This is a genomic window from Peribacillus frigoritolerans (assembly GCF_030676415.1).
GTDB classification, from domain to species: Bacteria; Bacillota; Bacilli; order Bacillales; family DSM-1321; genus Peribacillus; species Peribacillus frigoritolerans_A.
The window spans coordinates 95,125-114,359 of record NZ_JAUUTW010000001.1 but is presented as its reverse complement, the minus strand read 5'-3'; the positions used below and the strand labels follow the sequence as shown (position 1 = coordinate 114,359).

21 protein-coding genes and 1 riboswitch are annotated in these 19,235 nt (G+C 42.1%); of the genes, 1 reads left to right on the top strand and 20 read right to left on the bottom strand.

Annotated elements, in window-relative coordinates; translation table 11 throughout:
* Positions 1 to 68 precede the first annotated feature (68 nt).
* Positions 69 to 2,582: a preprotein translocase subunit SecA gene (secA, locus tag Q8G36_RS00495; RefSeq protein ID WP_305158488.1), complete on the bottom strand. Its 2,514-nt coding sequence runs from the start codon at positions 2,580 to 2,582 to the stop codon at positions 69 to 71.
* A gap of 420 nt (positions 2,583 to 3,002) precedes the next feature.
* Between secA and Q8G36_RS00490 the strand changes: the two genes are divergently transcribed.
* Complete coding sequence (locus Q8G36_RS00490; protein ID WP_063233922.1) at positions 3,003 to 3,326, top strand: helix-turn-helix domain-containing protein; 324 nt, start codon at positions 3,003 to 3,005, stop codon at positions 3,324 to 3,326.
* A gap of 138 nt (positions 3,327 to 3,464) precedes the next feature.
* Here the strand turns inward: Q8G36_RS00490 and Q8G36_RS00485 are convergent, their stop codons facing one another.
* From Q8G36_RS00485 to Q8G36_RS00395, 19 genes are all read right to left on the bottom strand, one after another.
* Entirely contained in the window at positions 3,465 to 3,605 is a 141-nt protein-coding gene (locus Q8G36_RS00485; protein ID WP_305158487.1) for an anti-repressor SinI family protein, read from the bottom strand.
* Between the two features lie 31 nt (positions 3,606 to 3,636).
* A riboswitch (cyclic di-GMP riboswitch) is annotated at positions 3,637 to 3,722 on the bottom strand.
* Between the two features lie 662 nt (positions 3,723 to 4,384).
* Positions 4,385 to 4,942 (bottom strand): ribosome hibernation-promoting factor, HPF/YfiA family, encoded by a 558-nt coding sequence (hpf, locus tag Q8G36_RS00480; RefSeq protein WP_063233921.1) that lies wholly within the window; start codon positions 4,940 to 4,942, stop codon positions 4,385 to 4,387.
* Positions 4,943 to 5,195: 253 nt separating this feature from the next.
* Positions 5,196 to 5,540, bottom strand: coding sequence for a flagellar protein FliT (locus Q8G36_RS00475; protein WP_305158486.1), 345 nt, complete (start codon positions 5,538 to 5,540; stop codon positions 5,196 to 5,198).
* Complete coding sequence (fliS, locus tag Q8G36_RS00470) at positions 5,540 to 5,941, bottom strand: flagellar export chaperone FliS (RefSeq protein ID WP_305158485.1); 402 nt, start codon at positions 5,939 to 5,941, stop codon at positions 5,540 to 5,542. Before fliS ends, Q8G36_RS00475 begins: the two co-directional genes overlap by 1 nt.
* Positions 5,942 to 5,965: 24 nt before the next feature.
* Positions 5,966 to 7,474 carry a flagellar hook-associated protein 2 gene (locus Q8G36_RS00465; protein ID WP_305158711.1) on the bottom strand — a complete coding sequence of 503 codons (1,509 nt, stop codon included), beginning with the start codon at positions 7,472 to 7,474 and terminating at the stop codon, positions 5,966 to 5,968.
* Between the two features lie 17 nt (positions 7,475 to 7,491).
* On the bottom strand, positions 7,492 to 7,854 hold the full coding sequence (gene flaG / locus Q8G36_RS00460; protein WP_305158484.1) for a flagellar protein FlaG: 363 nt from the start codon (positions 7,852 to 7,854) through the stop codon (positions 7,492 to 7,494).
* A gap of 750 nt (positions 7,855 to 8,604) precedes the next feature.
* Positions 8,605 to 9,801, bottom strand: coding sequence for a flagellin (locus tag Q8G36_RS00455; RefSeq protein WP_305158483.1), 1,197 nt, complete (start codon positions 9,799 to 9,801; stop codon positions 8,605 to 8,607).
* Positions 9,802 to 9,939: 138 nt separating this feature from the next.
* The gene (csrA, locus tag Q8G36_RS00450) at positions 9,940 to 10,173 is read right to left on the bottom strand and encodes a carbon storage regulator CsrA (protein ID WP_305158482.1); all 234 of its coding nucleotides are present in this window, start codon (positions 10,171 to 10,173) and stop codon (positions 9,940 to 9,942) included.
* Positions 10,161 to 10,616 carry a flagellar assembly protein FliW gene (fliW, locus tag Q8G36_RS00445; protein ID WP_305158481.1) on the bottom strand — a complete coding sequence of 152 codons (456 nt, stop codon included), beginning with the start codon at positions 10,614 to 10,616 and terminating at the stop codon, positions 10,161 to 10,163. Before fliW ends, csrA begins: the two co-directional genes overlap by 13 nt.
* Positions 10,617 to 10,636: 20 nt before the next feature.
* Complete coding sequence (locus Q8G36_RS00440; RefSeq protein ID WP_305158480.1) at positions 10,637 to 11,203, bottom strand: DUF6470 family protein; 567 nt, start codon at positions 11,201 to 11,203, stop codon at positions 10,637 to 10,639.
* A 44-nt stretch (positions 11,204 to 11,247) separates the two neighbouring features.
* Complete coding sequence (gene flgL / locus Q8G36_RS00435; RefSeq protein WP_305158479.1) at positions 11,248 to 12,126, bottom strand: flagellar hook-associated protein FlgL; 879 nt, start codon at positions 12,124 to 12,126, stop codon at positions 11,248 to 11,250.
* 14 nt (positions 12,127 to 12,140) lie between these two features.
* Positions 12,141 to 13,700 (bottom strand): flagellar hook-associated protein FlgK, encoded by a 1,560-nt coding sequence (gene flgK, locus Q8G36_RS00430; protein ID WP_305158478.1) that lies wholly within the window; start codon positions 13,698 to 13,700, stop codon positions 12,141 to 12,143.
* A gap of 29 nt (positions 13,701 to 13,729) precedes the next feature.
* Positions 13,730 to 14,287, bottom strand: coding sequence for a flagellar protein FlgN (locus Q8G36_RS00425; protein ID WP_305158477.1), 558 nt, complete (start codon positions 14,285 to 14,287; stop codon positions 13,730 to 13,732).
* Between the two features lie 7 nt (positions 14,288 to 14,294).
* Positions 14,295 to 14,558 carry a flagellar biosynthesis anti-sigma factor FlgM gene (flgM, locus tag Q8G36_RS00420; RefSeq protein WP_305158476.1) on the bottom strand — a complete coding sequence of 88 codons (264 nt, stop codon included), beginning with the start codon at positions 14,556 to 14,558 and terminating at the stop codon, positions 14,295 to 14,297.
* A 219-nt stretch (positions 14,559 to 14,777) separates the two neighbouring features.
* Positions 14,778 to 15,197, bottom strand: coding sequence for a TIGR03826 family flagellar region protein (locus Q8G36_RS00415; protein ID WP_305158475.1), 420 nt, complete (start codon positions 15,195 to 15,197; stop codon positions 14,778 to 14,780).
* A gap of 98 nt (positions 15,198 to 15,295) precedes the next feature.
* Positions 15,296 to 15,988 carry a ComF family protein gene (locus Q8G36_RS00410; protein WP_305158474.1) on the bottom strand — a complete coding sequence of 231 codons (693 nt, stop codon included), beginning with the start codon at positions 15,986 to 15,988 and terminating at the stop codon, positions 15,296 to 15,298.
* Complete coding sequence (locus Q8G36_RS00405; protein WP_305158710.1) at positions 15,981 to 17,372, bottom strand: DEAD/DEAH box helicase; 1,392 nt, start codon at positions 17,370 to 17,372, stop codon at positions 15,981 to 15,983. The genes Q8G36_RS00410 and Q8G36_RS00405 overlap by 8 nt, the downstream gene beginning before the upstream one ends.
* Positions 17,373 to 17,494: 122 nt before the next feature.
* Positions 17,495 to 18,337, bottom strand: a complete 843-nt coding sequence (locus Q8G36_RS00400; RefSeq protein WP_305158473.1) for a DegV family protein — start codon at positions 18,335 to 18,337, stop codon at positions 17,495 to 17,497.
* A gap of 205 nt (positions 18,338 to 18,542) precedes the next feature.
* Positions 18,543 to 19,226, bottom strand: a complete 684-nt coding sequence (locus Q8G36_RS00395; RefSeq protein WP_101223770.1) for a response regulator — start codon at positions 19,224 to 19,226, stop codon at positions 18,543 to 18,545.
* Between the last annotated feature and the right edge of the window lie 9 nt (positions 19,227 to 19,235).

The window sequence follows — 19,235 nt, the reverse complement described above, 5'->3', positions numbered from 1 at the left end:
CAAACTAAACATGAAAAGAGGCGGCAAGCCTTAAACTTAACCGTCTCATATTCATTATACACCTAACTTTAGCCTAAATTGCCATGGCAATTCTTATATTTTTTACCGCTTCCGCATGGGCATAACGCGTTTCTGCCAACGTCTTCCTTTTTACGGGCAGGGGCTTTTTTCACTTTTCCCCCGTCTTCTTCCTTCGGATTGACCGCTTGCCCTTTTATGACTTCCTTACGTTCCAAATTGTTGCGGATTTCAGCCTTCATGATGTATTTGGCTACTTCATCTTCCATTGAAGCGATCATGGCTTCAAACATTGCGAAACCTTCTGATTGATATTCACGTAACGGATCGATTTGGCCATATGCACGAAGGTGGATCCCTTGGCGCAATTGCTCCATTGCATCAATATGGTCCATCCACTTACTATCGACTGCACGAAGAACGATTACTTTTTCGAATTCACGCATTTGTTCTTCAGATAGCTCTTCTTCTTTTTGATCATAGCTTTCTTTCACTTTTGCTAAAATGAACTCAACCAATTCCGATTCATTTTTTCCTTCCAAATCAGCTAAAGTGATTGAACCCTCATTAAATAGGTTACCATTCAGGTAATCGACAAGGCCTTGTAAATTCCAGCCTTCCTCATCCCCCATTGGTGCAAACGCGACAACATTTCGCTGGATGGATGCCGTAATCATCGTTTCGACGATTTCACGTAAGTTTTCGCTTTCCATGACATCGAAACGCTGTTTATATATAATTTCCCGTTGTTGACGGAGAACATCATCGTATTGCAGTAATTGCTTACGTGAATCGAAGTTATTGCCTTCCACCCGTTTCTGTGCGGATTCAACGGCCCTTGTCACCATTTTACTTTGAATTGGCTGGGAATCATCCATTCCAAGGCGTGCCATCATGTTTTTCATGTTATCCGAACCGAAGCGGCGCATCAATTCATCTTCCATTGATAAATAGAATTGAGTGACCCCTGGATCTCCCTGACGGCCGGACCGACCACGCAGCTGGTTATCTATACGCCTGCTTTCATGACGTTCCGTGCCGATTACAGCAAGGCCCCCAAGCTCTTTGACACCTTCACCAAGCTTGATATCCGTACCGCGCCCTGCCATGTTCGTAGCAATCGTAACTGAGCCTTGATTACCTGCATTCGCAATGATTTCCGCTTCTCGCTCATGGTTCTTGGCATTCAAAACATCGTGAGGGATTCCTTTTTTGGATAAATAGGCAGATATGACTTCAGATGTTTCGATGGCAACCGTACCGACAAGCACAGGCTGACCCTTTGTATAACGTTCGGCGATGTCTTCCACAACAGCCTTGAATTTCCCATCAGTTGTCGCGTAAATAAGATCTGCCCTGTCATCCCTAATGATATTCCTGTTTGTCGGGATCGCAATGACATTCATATTATAAATATTGCGGAATTCCTCTTCTTCCGTTTTGGCTGTACCGGTCATACCTGAAAGTTTTTCATACATCCTGAAATAGTTCTGGAATGTAATCGTCGCAAGAGTCATGCTTTCATTTTGAATTTCAAGTCCTTCTTTCGCTTCGATCGCCTGGTGGAGACCTTCACTGTAACGTCGGCCTTTCATCAAACGGCCAGTGAATTGGTCAACGATGACTATCTCGCCTTCCTGGACCACATAATCCACATCCAAATGCATGGAAACATGCGCCTTTAACGCCTGATTGATATGATGATTCAAAGTAACGTGATTAATATCGAACAAATTATCGATATTAAACGCTTTTTCAGCTCGATTCATCCCATCTTCCGTCAGCTGAACACCTTTTGTCTTTTCATCATATGTGTAGTCCGTATCTTTTTTTAAGGTTCTAACAAACGCATTGGCCTGGATATAAAGCTGAGCCGATTTTTGTGCCGAACCGGAAATGATCAATGGCGTTCTCGCCTCATCGATCAAAATCGAATCGACCTCATCAATGACAGCAAAGTGCAGCGGACGCTGTACCATTTGTTCTTTGTATAACACCATATTGTCACGAAGATAATCAAAACCTAACTCATTATTCGTACTGTACGTAATATCCGCATTGTACGCCGCCTGCTTTTCTTCTTTAGAATGACTGTTCAAATTCAATCCGACGGTCAAACCAAGGAAATCATACAATACACCCATCTCGGTGGCATCACGGTGTGCCAAGTATTCATTGACAGTAACGACATGTACACCTTTACCGGTAAGCGCGTTTAAATATACAGGCATCGTGGATGTTAAGGTTTTACCTTCCCCTGTTTTCATCTCGGAGATATTTCCATCATGAAGGGATGCCCCACCCATGATTTGAACACGGTAAGGATATAAGCCCAGAGCACGCTTTGCCCCTTCACGCGCAACCGCAAAAGCCTCAACAAGCAAATCATCAACGGTTTCCCCATTCTGATAACGCTCTTTAAACTCACCCGTTTTGGCACGCAACTGTTCATCCGATAACGAAGCCGTCTCATCGGCCAGCGCTTCGACCTGATCAGCGATTTTTTCTAAACGTTTGATTTCTCGCTTATTCGGATCAAAAACTTTATTTAATATATTAAGCATTCAATAACGCTCCTCTATTATGGTAATATCGATCAATGACAAAATTCATATAAGTAAGAAGAAACACATCTTCTATTATTACTAATGTACGCTTAATTTTACCACTTCTACCCTAGAGGTACAACTTCATGTCACTTCTCTGGTATAGACCTGAATTCAATTCTTGAGAAAAACAATGGATAAATGAGGAGTAAAACTGTTAAAATAGAAGGAAGTATAAAAAATATGTTGCAAAATTCCCCACTATTCCATATGCAAACGAGAATTATCCATAACCTTCCATCACTAGATGCTGTGCCCTCTCTAGCGATAGCATGTCAAGGTAATCCAACCTTACAGGCGTCATGTTTTTGAATGATAAGGTGGGATACTGAAACTTATTAGCGGAAGATAAATAGAACATGTTTCGAGGTGGTATTGATGATTGGTGAACGTGTAAAAAAACTGCGAGAAGAAAAGAAAATGTCGATGACTGAACTTGCCGATAAAGCGGGTGTGGCAAAGTCTTATTTAAGTTCGCTCGAGCGGAACTTACAAACGAATCCTTCTATTCAATTTCTTGAAAAAATCTCCGCTGTACTTAACATTCCTGTTGATGCCCTGCTTTATGATGCACCAAATAAGGAAACATTGGACACTGACTGGATGAAAATCGTTGAGGAAGCTATGAATTCGGGTGTTTCAAAACAACAATTCAGGGAATTCATCGAGTTTAATAAATGGAGAAAAGATAAAGAAGAGTAGAGTGGTAATGCACTAGTTTACCTACATAATCTTAGAATACAGCTTGAATAAGCTAGACTCGCTAGAATCAATAAACCCTATAAACAGCTAATGAATCGAACCACTGTTTATAGGGATGTTCTCGATCTTGTTCGGAACCTATTTTCCATCGTTCTCCTCTAATGTAACCTCAAGGCTTTCCCGTTTCAAAAAAGCACTGATTTCCTCTTTTTTGAAACCCAAGCTCCTTGCTTCTGAAATCAATTTCACCCATTCTTGATCCATCTCCACATTAGCCACCTCTTCTACCTCCTAAAATACTCTTTGTATTTCAGGCAGACCAGCCATCATAGTCACAAGGACCTTAGACATGTGCCTTTGCGCCCTTATCTTTCAATAAGTTTGCCCTTTTCCTGGTATTTATCTCCAAATATAATACTTAAATCATATTTTAACGGATAAACCCTCCATATATTGCTATTTTATGTCAGTAATCTACCTAAATGCAAAAACTTTCATCCGACAAAATATTACAAAATTTTGAAAATTCAAAGTTCAAGTGACTTTATCATAGACTAATTCAACTTCGTTTTTTTATATAATAGTAAAATATTGCTCTTCATAATATTTCGTTGGGGTGTATTGATTCTTCTCAATTGTAAGTGCACCCAGGGCTTTTTGCACTGTTAAGTCCTCACCGCAGGTCGGCAGAGCCACTCTCCATATTCCGCACTGCTAAATGTAGCCCTATGGCATGTATGGCAATTCTTTCGATACAAGTAATCCAACCCCTCTGCACCAGGATCAAATTGTTTTTTTTATAAATAACTAGTTGTTCTTTTTAAAGAATAATAATTCGAGTATAGTGCAAAAGATAGGGATATTTGAATAGGTAAAATTAACTATTTATCTTAATAAAGAACAAAAAAGTTTTATTTAAAAGGGGTTTTTATTAATTTGTATTCTTTAGAGAACAAAATAAACAATCATTTTTTTTACTTTTCAAGCGAATTCTATCAACATGCATTAAAAAAGCACAACCCAGAGGCTGGGCTGTGCTTTTGATCTTAGAATAATAATTAACTAGGTTCAATCAATCCATAGCGTCCATCTTTTCGGCGATACACTACGTTCGTTGTATTAGTATCCGCATTCGTGTATACGAAGAAACTGTGACCAAGCATATTCATTTGTAAAATCGCTTCTTCACTGTCCATCGGCTTTAAATCAAAGCGCTTATTGCGGACCACTTCAATATCATTATCGTCTTCGAATTCATCCACCACTTCGTCAACTTCCGTATTGAAGGCGAATGCATCTGGTGTAGTCGATAGATTGTTCCGGAACTTACGATTGACCTTCGTTTTATGTTTACGAATTTGGCGTTCAAGCTTATCATTGATCAAGTCAATGGCAGCATACATATCCGCATTTTCCTCTTCAGCGCGAAGAACCAAATTCTGCATGGGAATCGTCACTTCGACCTTTGATGTATTATTGTTCACTTTTAAATTCACTAACACATTTGCATCTGGTGTATTGTTAAAATATCGTTCTAACTTGCCAATTTTCTTTTCGACGTATTCTCGAATTGCTGGAGTTACCTCAATGTTTTCACCGCGTACGTTGTAATTCATAAAGTGAGTCCTCCTTAAATTAAGACTATACAGTTAGATTCTACAATACCCCTCCGGTTCCTTTTAGAAACACATCATGAAATATGTCGAAATAATGAAACAATTGTCGGAAGGTTTGGAAAGGGTTGATGTCTGCCCTAGCTTCATTATATCAAATGCTATGCTATAAAGAAAAAATTAAGCCTATATTATTTACAGAAAATTTAAAAATAATTAACATAAAAACCGTTTGGAATCCAAACGGTTGGGTAAATCAATTTCTTTTATCGTAGAACACGGCATCCACTGATAGACTTTCATACGGGTTCGTGTATATATTGGATGATCGTTTCTTCTTATTTATTTCCTGGATATCCCGCTGTATCTCCTGCTTTTGGAGCTTCAGCAAGTGATCGACCTGTTGGTTGAGCAACATGACTGCACGGCCCAGCTGTTGCTCTTCACCAGTAAGAGGGGGGGTGATTTGAGAAAGAAGTCCATCTCGCTGATCAATCAGCTTTGTAACCCTTTCTATTTTATCATCACGTTCTGTAATCGTGCGATCTTCCAGAACGGCAAGTAATTCAGCAGTCAAATCATGAAAGGTTCTAATCACCATTACACTTGACCGCTTTGGGTAAATTGTTTTTTTCGATTGATCTGAATTACTTCCTTCCAAGTATTCCGGAACTCAGTAACAAGTCCCTCGACTTCTTCCAAGGCAGAAACATCATTTTTCATATTCGCTTCTATCAGGCGCCGGTTCATAAAATCATACAGACTCATCATATCTTTGGATACATCCGCATCCATATTCAGCGTCACCATCAATTCGCGGATAATATTTTGCGACTTTATGATGTTCGTATTCTTCGCTTCGATATTTCCTGCTTCAATGGCCTTCTTCCCAAGCATGATGAACTTCAAACAGCCATTATAAAGCATTAATGTAAGCTCTCCCGAGGATGCTGTATTGACTGAACTTTGCTGGTACGATTGATATGGATTATTCATCGCCATATTTAACTTCCTTTCCAACTTACCTTAACTAAAATAAGAAGCTAACGATGCACTTTGGCTGTTTGCTTTTTGAATCGCTTTTTCCATCGCCGTGAACTGGCTGTAGTATCGTGATTCCAATTTCGTTAACTTTGCTTCAAATGTTGACATTCTCTTATCCAGCCCATCAACCAATTTTCCGATTGTAAAATTGTTATTAACATAGCCGGCCTTTCCGGCTTTTTCAGTAATAACCTTCATAGATGATTCTATATCATCCCTTAATCGGCGTGCGAGGCCTTTGTTGCTCTTTTCCGTTCCATTGGCCATGAACATATCATAAACCGCATTGGGATCCTCACTAATGGCTGCCCGGAGCTTGTCCTCATCGATCGTTAATTTACCGCCCTCCAAATAATTCTTGGTGGTCGTGATTCCCAAACTGCTGAGATTGTTTTTTCCCGTGATCCCGTCCACCGAGGTGTATAGGGATGACCTCATTGTGGTCAGAAGACTTTTTAATGTCGAATCGCTTTTTAATGTACCGCTCTTCGCTTTTTCTTCCCACAGCTTCACTTCATCTTCCATCATTGCCTTCTTTTGCTCAGAGGTAAGCGGGGTAAAGGAGCGATATTTAGCTTCACCCGTTTTATCTTGAACCTTTTTAATGATTTCATTGTATTTATTCACAAACTGTGTGATCGTGTCCAAGATGGCATCCACATCAGCTGTTGATGAAAATGTGACTGTATCCGTCGTTTTTTGCTTTATCGTTATTTCCGCTCCATTAATCTGAAACGTATTCGAGGGCCGGGAAATTTCCAGTCCATTATAAACAACGGACGCATTTTCCCCTTTTGAGCCGCCAGTCCCTTCATTGTTACTGCCCATTTTTAACGCATTGAAAAAATCTCCGGTGCCTCCCAATTCAATTTCAGGCCGATCTTTAACATCACCGGTATTTTTAGCAGTGATGGAAAAATTCTGGGACGCTTCATCGAAAAATAGGGTCACTCCCGAGTTAGCATTCATTTTATTTATGACACTCTCTAACGTATCGTCCGCATTAAGGATAAGCGTGTACGGTTTTTCCACTGTTGCCCCATCTTTTACTTCCGTATCAAAACCGCCATCTTTATTGATGGCCAAAATCGTAATATCTTGAGGTGTCGTGATACCCAATTCCGATAATTTCTTTTTGGGGTCAGTAACAGCTGATTTCTCCGTACTTGTCATGGTTGCGGCTATGGCAAGTCCATTCACTTGTATATTCCCGGAAAAATCACTGGTCGAATTCACATTTCTCACTGATACAGCATCTGGATTCGATATCGACACCTTCTTTTTAATAAAGGAAGACTGCTTCCCAATTCCATCACGAATGAGCGTATCCAATTCTGATAAAGCTGTATTTATCGAGCGGTATTCATCCCGCTGCCACTCGGAATACTGCTTTTTCTGTGTTAATTTATCCAATGGCACCCGTTCTGCCTGCATCATGCTCTTAACTAGTTCATCAATGTCCATTCCACTTGCTAAACCACTGATTCGCACCAAAATTGATCACCCGCTTATATTTTTTCATCCACCATGATTCCGACAAACTCCGTCATTGCCGCATAGAAATCCAGTAACTTCTTTGGAGGAATCTCCCTGATCGTCTCATCCGTTACATCATCCACTACCTTGACATAGTACTCGTTCAGCTTCTCGTGATATTCAAAACGAACGGCTGTATGTATTGGATCCAGGAAAGTGTTCAAACTATCCACAACTTCCTGCATCTTTTCTTTTGAAGGCTCATCAGTAGACTCCACCCTTCGTTCCGAATAGGCGAGCGTATTCATTTCCCGCTGATAATATGAACTCATTCCTTCCGAGATTGCTGTTCTAAGTTGTGAAGATAGAATATTCGTGGACAAACTCTCCAGCATCTAAATAGCCCCCAATATGATATCTTTACTTTTTATATCGGTTCTTACAGTTTTATATTTAGTCAAGCTTTGATTTTGGTTTCAACTGCAGACTTTCATTAATGATCCTTTGCTATAAAAGAGATTCTACTAAAAAAAATCCAGAATAAAAGTCTGCAGTTTTTTAGGTTTTTAAAATTTGCCCGTTGATTTCCACTCCAGGCACTCGCTTTCCGCGGGCGGTCCGCCCTCGGCTCCTTTGCGCCTGCGGGGTCTCCCTTGGACGCGTATTCCCGCAGGAGTCTCGCACCTTCCGTTCCAATCAACTTTGTTTTACAGTTAGATTGCTCTTTTTACCTAAGTTAAAACTGAGGTGATAATCACTTCTCTACGTTCGGAAAAAATTATGACTGACTATTTTAATTATAGGTCTTCCCTTTTTATTCAAATGAATCAGCGAACATACTAGGAATTGATCTATCCCATCCGGCTTGTGATTGATAGCTGTATTCACCAGTCATTTCACCATACACAGTAACGACATCTTCATCTACGTATTTTGTAGTACCATCATACTCAATGAAGATAATATCATTAGGATTGTAGCCATAAGATTCCTTGGTGACAGATTAACGAATGGCCCCTTACTTTTTAAGGGTCAGTAATCTCTTTTTTTTCTACATCGTAGTGTTCCCTACACCCTTCAAGCAGTACAAATAAAAGAGCCTAACACAAAGTGTCAGACCCTTTATTGTTAGGCTAACTATTCAATTAACGAAGTAACTGAAGAACGCCCTGCGGTTGCTGATTTGCTTGAGCTAGCATTGCTTGAGATGCTTGCGCCAAGATAGAGTTTTTAGTTTGCTCCATCATAGTCTTAGCCATATCTGTATCACGAACACGTGATTCAGCAGCAGTCAGGTTTTCAGAAGAAGTACCTAAGTTGTTGATAGTGTGCTCTAAACGGTTTTGGTTGGCACCTAATTTAGAACGTTCTGCTGATACAGTGTCAATCGCAGTTTGGATTTTTGTGATAGCCGCCGATGCGTTTTTAGCATTAGAAACATCCAGCCCAGATTCAACACCTTTAGAATCTGTACCATTGCTTACATTTGCATCAGTTGTGAACCCTGCATCTCCAGCAGCACCAGTCAATCCAAGAGCACTTGCCCGCATGTCACCAATTTCAAGTGTAAGGCTTTGGTTTTCGTTTGCACCGATTTGGAATTGAAGACCTGCTCCATCAGCCTTTCCTTCTGTATTTGTGACTGTTTTGTCTGTAACACCAGTACCTTTAGTAAGATCAGCTTTTAAATCTGTATCCTCACCTTTTGATTTCGCTGCAATCTCCACTTTGTTACCAGTAACAGTAACAGTGTATTTCGCATTTAAATCAGCATTTCCAGTAATAGCTGCTTCGATGGCTTCTGCAGTAGTGGCTTCATCAGTATCAAAGTTTACTGTTTCTCCTAAAATATCTACAGATCCCGCTGTCATTCCAGTTAAATCAAATTCAACCTTAGCTAAGTTACCATTAGTGGTAGAATCTTTAGAACCATTTAATAATTTCTGTGTATTGAATTCAGTAGTATTACCGATACGGTTGATTTCAGATGTTAATGAATCCATTTCCTTTTGGATTTCTCCACGGTCATTTGTTGTATTAGTATCCGTTGATGCTTGTGTAGCAAGTTCACGCATACGTTGAAGGATGTCAGTCGTTTCGTTTAATGCACCTTCAGCAGTTTGGATCAATGAGATAGCATCTTGTGAGTTACGGGAAGCTTGGTCCAATCCGCGGATTTGCCCACGCATTTTTTCAGAGATTGCAAGACCGGCTGCGTCATCGCCTGCACGGTTGATGCGCATGCCTGATGCAAGTTTTTCCATTGATTTGGATTGAGCATTCGTTGCACTTGATAATTGACGATGCGTGTTTAGAGCTGAGATATTGTGATTGATAATCATTTATGTTTCCTCCTTGAGTCTTAAGTCCCCACGTCCATATGGTTGTTTACGATGGGCAGTGATTAAGTCGGCCGCCTATTTCACTGCCCATCGTTGTATATTTAATATCGACCTGCTTGGAAACATATTTAGCGGATTTTAAGATTTTTTCTTGAAATACTCATTTACATTTTCAAGAAAATTGGTTTCTGTATTAGAGGCTTTTCTATTTTCCTGCTGAATGGACAGGTAGATTTCTTTCCTATGGATATCGACGTTTTTAGGGGCATTGATACCCAGTTTGATCTGTTCTCCCTCAACGGACAGGATCGTAATTTCGATATCATCGCCAATCATGATCGCTTCATTTGGTTTTCTGGTCAATACGAGCATCTTTTCCCCTCCTGTTCTGCTGGAGGTTCAAACAGTCTGTGCTTTGTACGGTATTCACTAGCGGTCATGATAAATTGCTTTCCCGTTTTTTTAGAACTATTTATGATGATGGGGGCCTGGAGATTCGCCGTCGTTTCATTGAAAGGGTCCTGGATCGTTAAGATGACCAAAGTAATCACTTCCAGTTCCGTTTCTATTTGTAAAGAAGATAATACCTCATCTGTAAGCTTCACTTCGTAACCATGAAACACTTCGAAAGGATCCGTCACAATGAAGGCAAGCTCTTTTGTTTCTATCGATTGCAGGACGAAAAATGGCGTGTCATCCAAAGCTAGCAAGCAAAACTGTTTTTCTTCCAAAAATCCTGGTATCCCGCTTTCAAATACATAAAACTCTTTTTCTGCCAATTCCATTTCGCCATGAAATTTTGTTTGTATGATCATCTATGTTTTCACTACCCTATCTAAATCCGGAAAATATTGATGAATTCTATATCCAGAGCATTTTTTTGTAGAATTTCCACATCCACACTACCTGGTGTGTATGTATGGTTCGCACTATTGATTTGAGCATCAATGATCGGTTTTTGAGCGGTTGCTTCGATTTTCACCTGGGCTGGCTGGTAGTCAAGCTTCACGCTGAAATGAGAGGGAATCCAGCCGAGATTGAATCGCTTCTCAGGTCCTTTGCTGTTTTGCCTGGCCTGATCTGCCAGTGCGTTACCGCCTTTTTCAATATGCCTCAGCTCCGTCCCTTGCTGCGAGCGTCTTGCCATACCCGCCAGCCAATCTTGATATCCCTGCTGCGCGAATTCATCGACTCTTCTTGAGAGGCTTTTTAAATCCATGTCTTCCCTTGCTTGTGACTGATCAATCGTCAGCTTACCTGGGGTCGTTTGAATCTCCAGTATGGCTTGCGGCTGTTCGATTGATTGGACTGCCGCCTTCTGTTCGATTTGCTGTACAGACTGCTCTATATTCAATCCAATTTTCATTGGGGTGGATTGCAATCTAATTTGTGGAATCTGCATCATCAACACTCCTTATAGAAAAAAGCTATCCATTTAAGAATAGCTTAGCGAAGAAAATCCAATAAACTCGGTTGCATGATTTTTGCTCCGATACTTAAAGCAGCACTATGGACACTTTCCTGGGTCGTCAAATCCATGATCGCCTTTTCGATATCGACATCCTCATTTTTCGAAAGGATTTCAGTGGCAAAAACCTCCTGCTGCTTGAGACGGTCCGTCATCAGCTCAATCCGATTCTGCCTTGCACCAACCTGTGCCTGCATGCCCAAGAAAGTATTTATCGTTGCGTCAAGTCCCGCAAGCGTCCCACTCACGTCCCCGCCGTTTTCGAGAGCATCGATTGCCTGGTCGATGCTTCCCCCGGCAGCGAGTGCATCACCAAAAATCTTGGAACCGTCCGTATTGATTTTGAGGGAAATCCCGGAAAACACTTCAAGGTTTATGTCCCCTGTGCCATATACCGTATTCCCATTTCCATCTTTAATGGAAGAAGGCTTCACATTCGTATCCTGTCCGTTGAAAATATATTTCCCGCCAATCTGTGTGTCGCCAAGAGTTATGAGATGTTCTTTTAATTGTTTAATTTCTTCAGTAATGGTTTTCAGTTGTTCCCCTTCATACGTACCATTGCTGCCTTGAACGGTTAATTCACGAATCCGCTGCATGGCGGAAACCGCTTCCGTAATGGCATCATCCGTGCTTTCGATCCAATTGGTCGCCTCGGCAATGTTACTTTGATACTGCCCTAATTGATTGAGGTTCGTCCGGTACCCCATTCCTATCATGGCCGCAACAGGGTTATCGGATGGTTTGAAGAATTTCTTTTGAGAGGAAACCTGCTCTTGCAGCTTGGACATCTTTTCGTAACTGCTGCTCAAATTACTCAACATATTATTGGTTAGCATCGATTGCGTTACCCGCATATCGTCTCCTCCTATCATCGTCCTACTGTACCCATTCCGTTTATGATTTTATCGAGCATTTCATCCATCATCGTCATCATTCTTGCAGATGCGTTGTATGCCTGCTGGAATTTGATCATGTCCGTCATTTCTTCATCAAGGGATACGGAACTGACAGACTCCCTATTTTGATTGATGGAGGCAGCAAGCACGACAGAGTTGGAAAGGTTCTTTTGGGCGCTTTGGGAATCCACACCAAGCTTTCCGATGATACCGGAATAATAAGTGTCGAAGCTTCCCGTCAATTCGTCAGAGTTTTGTTCTTTAGTCGAGTACTCACTAAACGCCTTCTTTTTAAGGTCAGCCAGGAGTTTGGCATTTTCATTATCACCGGATGCCCCTCCGCTTTTTCCGCCTGCGGCAATTTTTGTGGGATCCTTAACGATTTCACCATTCACCTTGATGCTTTGGGCGGCACTCTTACCTGGTTCAATTTCAAAGAAGTTCAATGTTGAAGTGTTGTCATCACCTAAGGCATAACCTTGTTCATGGATGGCATTAAACTCATTCACAAAAGCCGTCGTCATTTTATCGAGCTTTTTCAGCATATCCGGATAAGCGCCGCAGTTCGTGCCATCCGCCTTCTTATAGCCAAAGCTTTTGATCAAACCGGATAGTTCTCCCGAGAATTTGTAATCGGTCAATGTTTTCGAACCAAACTTCAATCCGTCTACCATACCTGTAGTTTTATCATGGCTAACTTCAACTTTCGAAGTTCCCACCATCCCGGTTTGGTTGACACTGACTAGATTGATGGGCGGCGCAAAAGGTGAACCGTCTTCTTGCATCAATTCGATGTTGTATAGACCTGTGGCCACATAGCTGGCTCTGCCGTAAACCGTCGGAATGACGTTATTCACTTTAATGCTGATAAGCTGTGAGAGATTGTCTACGAGTACATCACGTTTATCATAAAGGTCATTGGGGATATAACCATGAGGCTCCACTTTGCTGATCTGTTGGTTAAGCTGATCAATACTGCTGATGAGCGCATTGATTTCGTTCGCTTTGACGTTTATCTGATTGCCGATATCCGTTTGAACGTTCGTTAGCGAGTTGTAGTAGTAGTTTAGAGTATCCGCAACCATGACGCCCGTCGAGGCAACGACTTCACGCGCCCCGGAGTTTTCCGTATTCGCCGTCAGCCCTTGCAGGGAATTCCAAAACTTATCCATCATGGCGGCTAATCCGCTGTCGGTCGGTTCATTCATGACGCCTTCCATTTTCGTCAGGGATTCGCTCATGGCCCCGTAATAACCGATTTTATTACTTTGTGTCCTGTATTGTGCGTCCAGGAAACTGTCTCGTATCCGCTGAACCGTTTCGGCTGCCACCCCTGTCCCAATTTGGCCGGCAACGCGCGGGCTGTTCAAACCGACAGTAGGAAAGCCCGACGTCTGGACCAAGTTGACCCGCTGCCTTGAATATCCTAATGTATTGGCATTGGCCACATTATTTCCTGTTGTATACAAGGCCCCTTGCGAGGTGGATAATCCGCGTTTGGCGGTCTCAAGACCCATAAAGGTTGAAATCATTTGCCGCACCTCCATCTTTTTTCTGGTTCTTATGCTTTGGAATCAAACATTCCCATGCCGATTTTCGCCGTTTTCCTAACCGAATCCCCGTAATTCAGATTCTGGTTCTGCGGCCTCAGAATATCCAAAGAGACATTGATGAATTGAAGGGACTGATAGATTAATTGCTGATTTAAACCATTCCGCTCCTTCAGCTTTGCCACTTCATCAATCAATACCGCTTTTAGCATTTCAAGGATTTCCGTTTCTCCTGGTCCTGTCAGTTCAGTCACGGTATGGATGGAGGCCGGCTTTCCTACCGTTCCATTGGCAGCAAGAAATTCCTCGACTGCCCTTTCTCTTTCCTTATCCGTTTGACTGATGGCTTTCATATGCTTTTGTTCCAAAATCAGCAGGGCAGAAATCGCCTCGGTATCATTTGCTTTCAAAATGGCTGTTTTTCTTATCGCCAATTGATTGAAGCTTTTATGAATCTTAATCAATTTTTCAAGCGATCCGATGATGTTCCGTGCAGACATTTCGCTGCCTCCTCCGCTCATAAATGAAGGACGGAAAATGGCTCCGTCCACTTCATCAAACTTTTTCATTTAAAATTTATTTCCGGTAAAAATCGATGAGACCCTTAGCCGTTGCTTGTGCATTCAATTTATAATTCCCTTTTTCAACTTGTATTTTCAGTTCGTCCACTTTTGCTTGTCTTGCAGCAAGAATCGGAGATGATTGCTGCATTTCTTTTGCCGCTGAAGAAATTTCAACTTTATCCGAGGATTTGACGTTGGATTCTTTGATATTCCCCGTTTTATTGGCTTGAAGATTATAAGGGTTAACACCTGTCATACCGACGTTATTGATTTTCATATTCCAGATCCTCTCCTTCGGTCGATTTTATAAATCCCATTATGTTTCGATTCCTTAACACATGAAAATGGCTCTGGACTGTGTTATTCTCCCTATCGTTATTATCGACAAGGAATGGATTTTTTTAATTGTTTCCGTAATCTTTCCTTCGACAACCATTGTCGAATATTGTTCTCAATATCGAATGTTTTAACAAATACCGCATCACGTTTCCATGATTTACCCTTTCTGATCATCCTTCATATAGTACGTATTTTTTTTATCATTTCCTTGAATTTCAGTCAGGCGCTTTTCCTCATTTTCAAATGCCAACAAATCCGATCGCAGTGAATCGCCGCATTTACCGCATAACCTTCCGCTCTTGATGTTAGCGCCGCACTTTTCACATGGAATTCCTAGGTTGGGAAACTGCAAAACCCCCAGCTTTCCGGTTCTCACAAATTTAATTATTAACGTTTCTTCAACGCCTGTGTCCTTAACCACCTGCATCATGGACGCCGTTCTATTTATTTTCTTGCGAATATATGCATACACTTTATCATATTGGGCTTCTTCTTCTTTATAACAGGCATCGCATACATCATGGAATTTTGTCATTACGAATAACGAATTACAGTTTGAACAGTTGAATACTTCCATCGAGGCTCCTCCTTCACCATCACAGCGATTATTCTTCAGTACTGTATATATCGAATAATCCCGGCGATACTTTAGGATGTTTATTAAAATAAGCTGTTTTACCTAGCCAGGGTGATGGATGATACTTCTTTGGCCCCTGCCGTCATTAAGGCTTTGGCTGCATGCCTGAGAGTTGTGCCTGTTGTGTAAATATCATCGATGATCAAAATAGATTTATGCTCCAGCAAATCAGCTTGCCTGACCTGAAAAACCTGTGGTAATGACATTCTCTCTTGACGTGATTTTTTTGATTGTTTTTCCGTATGGATTCTTGTCAGGGTCTCAACCGTATGAAGTCCAAGAAGATCTGCCAAAGCCTGTCCCTGGTTGAATCCCCGCTCCCTAAGCCGTTCATGACTAAGCGGGATGACCGTTACCAGGTCAAACTCCATGTCCTTTAACCCTTCTTTCAAAAAAGGGACAAAAACCTCAGCTAATGCATAATCCCCCCGGTACTTATATTTAGCAATAATATCTTTTAAGGATTCATTATAATGAAATAGCGATGTGTTCTTCGACAAATAACCTCCCCATTCCCTATTCCTTTCCCATCTAGAACAATCCAGACAGAGGTCACCAGTGATATGATCCCCGCCCAGCTCCCTTGAGCACATTGAACATGTTTCTCCGGCTATCCTATTAAGTTTCCCCTCACATCCTTCGCAGATTGCCCTTGCCTCAGCCCGCTTAAGCAGGCTCCTCCATGTCAATGCCTGCTTCATCCCTTCATCACAAACAAGACATCTATTCATCCAGCAGCCCCCTTTTCATGGCATCTTTATTCATCATTTGTATATGGTGAATCGCCTCGACCATCGCTTTACTTTTACCGTAATGAAAAAAGGTGATCGTCCCGGCAGGGTTAGCAAAGCTTCTCCCTACCCTGCCGGCAATCTGAACGAGGGCATTATCAGAAAACACTTCATGTTCAGCACCGATCACGGCAACTTCCAACCGTTCAATTGTCACGCCGCGTTCCAAGATGGTCGTGGTCAGTAACCCTGGAACCAATCCATTCCTTAGTGCCATTACTTTTTCCTTTCGATCAGGGTGCCGGGAGTGGACAATCGATAATTTTGGAGACACCCTTTGGAACAGCGGAATGGCCTGCTCCATCACTTGAATGCTTGGAAAAAACAATAGGAAGGGGATATTCTGCTTAAGGCGTTCACTTACCCATCCGTTGATTACGGGAGGAATCTTTTGTTGAAGAAATAGTTTTTGCCAATTGCCGCTCCACTTCATTTCAGGGACAGGGATGGGCTGACGATGATAACGGGCCGGGATTATGACGGCTTTCAATTTACCGCTTCGGTATAGCCGCTGCATCCTTTTCGAAGGTGTGGCGGTCAAATAGATGGTTGCCGCAGAAATCTTTTTCGATTTATTAACCGCATAATGCAGCGAATCATCAATTGAGTAGGGAAACGCATCGACTTCATCAACGATGATGACATCGAAAGCTTCAATAAAACGGAATAGCTGATGGGTCGTGGCAACGGTTAGTGGCGAAAAGCCATGTCTATCTGCACTGCCGGCATAAAGGGTCGTGACTTCAATGGCAGGGAAGGCTTTTTTTAACCTTGGGGAAAGTTCGAGAACGACATCGGTCCGCGGTGTTGCCAAACAAATCCGTTTCCCGGCATGCAAGGCTGCCTCAATCGCTGGAAATAGGACCTCCGTCTTCCCTGCCCCGCATACAGCCCATACCAGGAATTCATCTTTTCCGTTTACGGCTTCAACGACACAGTCAGAGGCATTTTGTTGACCTGCCGACAAAGTGCCTGCCCACCTCATCACATTGTCAGGAATCGTAAATTGAATGCCGGGACCGGTCCACCTATATAGCTTTGCACATTCACTGACCCGTCCCATCATGATGCATGACCGGCAGTAAGTACAATCTTGATTGCAAATCTTGCAAGGGAATGTATAAAACAAAGTTTGATCTTTGTTACCGCAGCGTACACATTGATAACTGCCATTCCCGGATTGCACACCGTAAGTTTGCGAGACATACCCGTTCTTGAGGTGCTCTGCGAGAATTTCTTGGGAGAAGGGGATTTCGAAGGCCAAAAGATGTTTTCCGGTGAGATGGTTCTGAAGTTCCGGGGAATATGGGGGGGAAATGCTCACTTTTTTCAAACTGCAACCTCCATTTCTTATAAATTTCACTCCTCCTTAACATTCGCTTTTTACTCACGGATTCCTTTTTGCTCCATAAAAAAACGCCTTTCACTTAGTAAAGGCGTCACAGTTTAAATTTTATACCAGCCCATCCCCATTGAGCCTTCGCCCAGATGCGTTCCGATTACTGGACCGAAGTAGCTGATGTCGAACTCGACATTTAGGAACCGAGCTTCAAGTTCTGCTTTCCAGTCTTTAGCTTCGCTTTCCCGTTTTGCATGAATAATGACGGCTTTAAATTTCTCGCCGCTCGCCGCGTCTTCTCCAAGCAAATCGGCAATCCGTTTCATCGCTTTCTTTCTTGTACGAATCTTTTCGTACGGGACGATGACTTTATCAACAAAATGGAGGACCGGCTTCACTTGAAGCAGACTGCCAATCAATGCTTGGGCACTGCTTAAGCGGCCGCCGCGTTGCAGATGGGATAGGTCATCTGCCATGAAGTATGCCCTGACCGATGGTTTCATTTCTTCGAGCCTGGCCATGATTTCTTCTGCACCTTTACCATCAAGTGCCATCTTTGCCGCCTCGATCACGTAAAACCCCTGTACCATGCAGCTGATTTCCGAATCAAAGGCATGAACCCTAATTCCCTCGACCATTTCACCTGCAGATACCGCACCTTGATACGTTCCGCTGATGCCGCTCGATAAATGAATTGAAATAACATCATCATATTCTTTTTGCAGTTCCTCGAACTTCTCGACAAACTTCCCGATTGGAGGCTGTGAAGTGGTCGGCAATTTCTCCTGCCTCTTTACTTCCTCATAAAACTCATCCGCAGTAATATCAACTTCCTCCCGGTAAGCTTCATTGGAAAAAATGACATTAAGCGGCATCATATGTATATGTAAACGATCACGTATTTCCTTAGGTATATATGCAGTGCTATCTGTTACGACTGCGGTTTTCATAATAGTACCATCCTTATAAAAATTTACTCTGTATCCTATTCACCATTCTATCTGAAAATGCCTTTATTTGCATTAAATAGCTTTCTGCATTGCCCTAAATATGAAACCTTAAATTTGAATCGAGTCATCCAGCCAAAAAAAAAAAAATCCAGCCCTTCAGCACGCATTGCGGAATCTGAAGAGCCGGACTTATCGAACGCTTTAATTACTTCACTTCTACCCAGCCGTTTTTAATAGCTAGGACAACCGCTTGTGTACGGTCATTCACATTCATCTTCTGAAGAATGTTACTCACATGGTTCTTGACTGTTTTTTCACTGATATATAGAGTTTCGCCGATGGCCCGGTTGCTTTTCCCGTCCGCTAAAAGTTGAAGCACTTCACATTCGCGTCGAGTCAATAGGTGAAGCGGCCTCCTGATTTCTATTGTATGTACGGAATCACGATCAGCACCCTCTTCAGCTGCTAAGCGGCGATATTCTTTAACTAAGTTATGGGTCACCTTCGGATGAAGGTATGAGCCGCCTTCAGCGACTACACGCACAGCATCAATCAACGCATCTGCGTCCATTTCTTTCAACAGATAACCTTGTGCTCCTGTTTTCAATGCGTGCTGCACGTAGTTTTCATCATCATGAATGGAAAGGATGATGACCTTTGTTTCAGGGTAACGGTTCACGAGCATTTTTGTTGCTTCGACCCCATTCATGTTCGGCATGTTGATATCCATGATAACAACATCAGGTTTATGTGTTTCAACGAGATCCATAGCTTCGCTTCCGTCATCGCCCTCGGCAACAACATCAAAGGATGATTCAAAATCTAATATGCGCTTTACGCCTTCACGGAAAAGCTGATGGTCATCGATTATGATGATACTAGTCTTCAACGGCTTCTT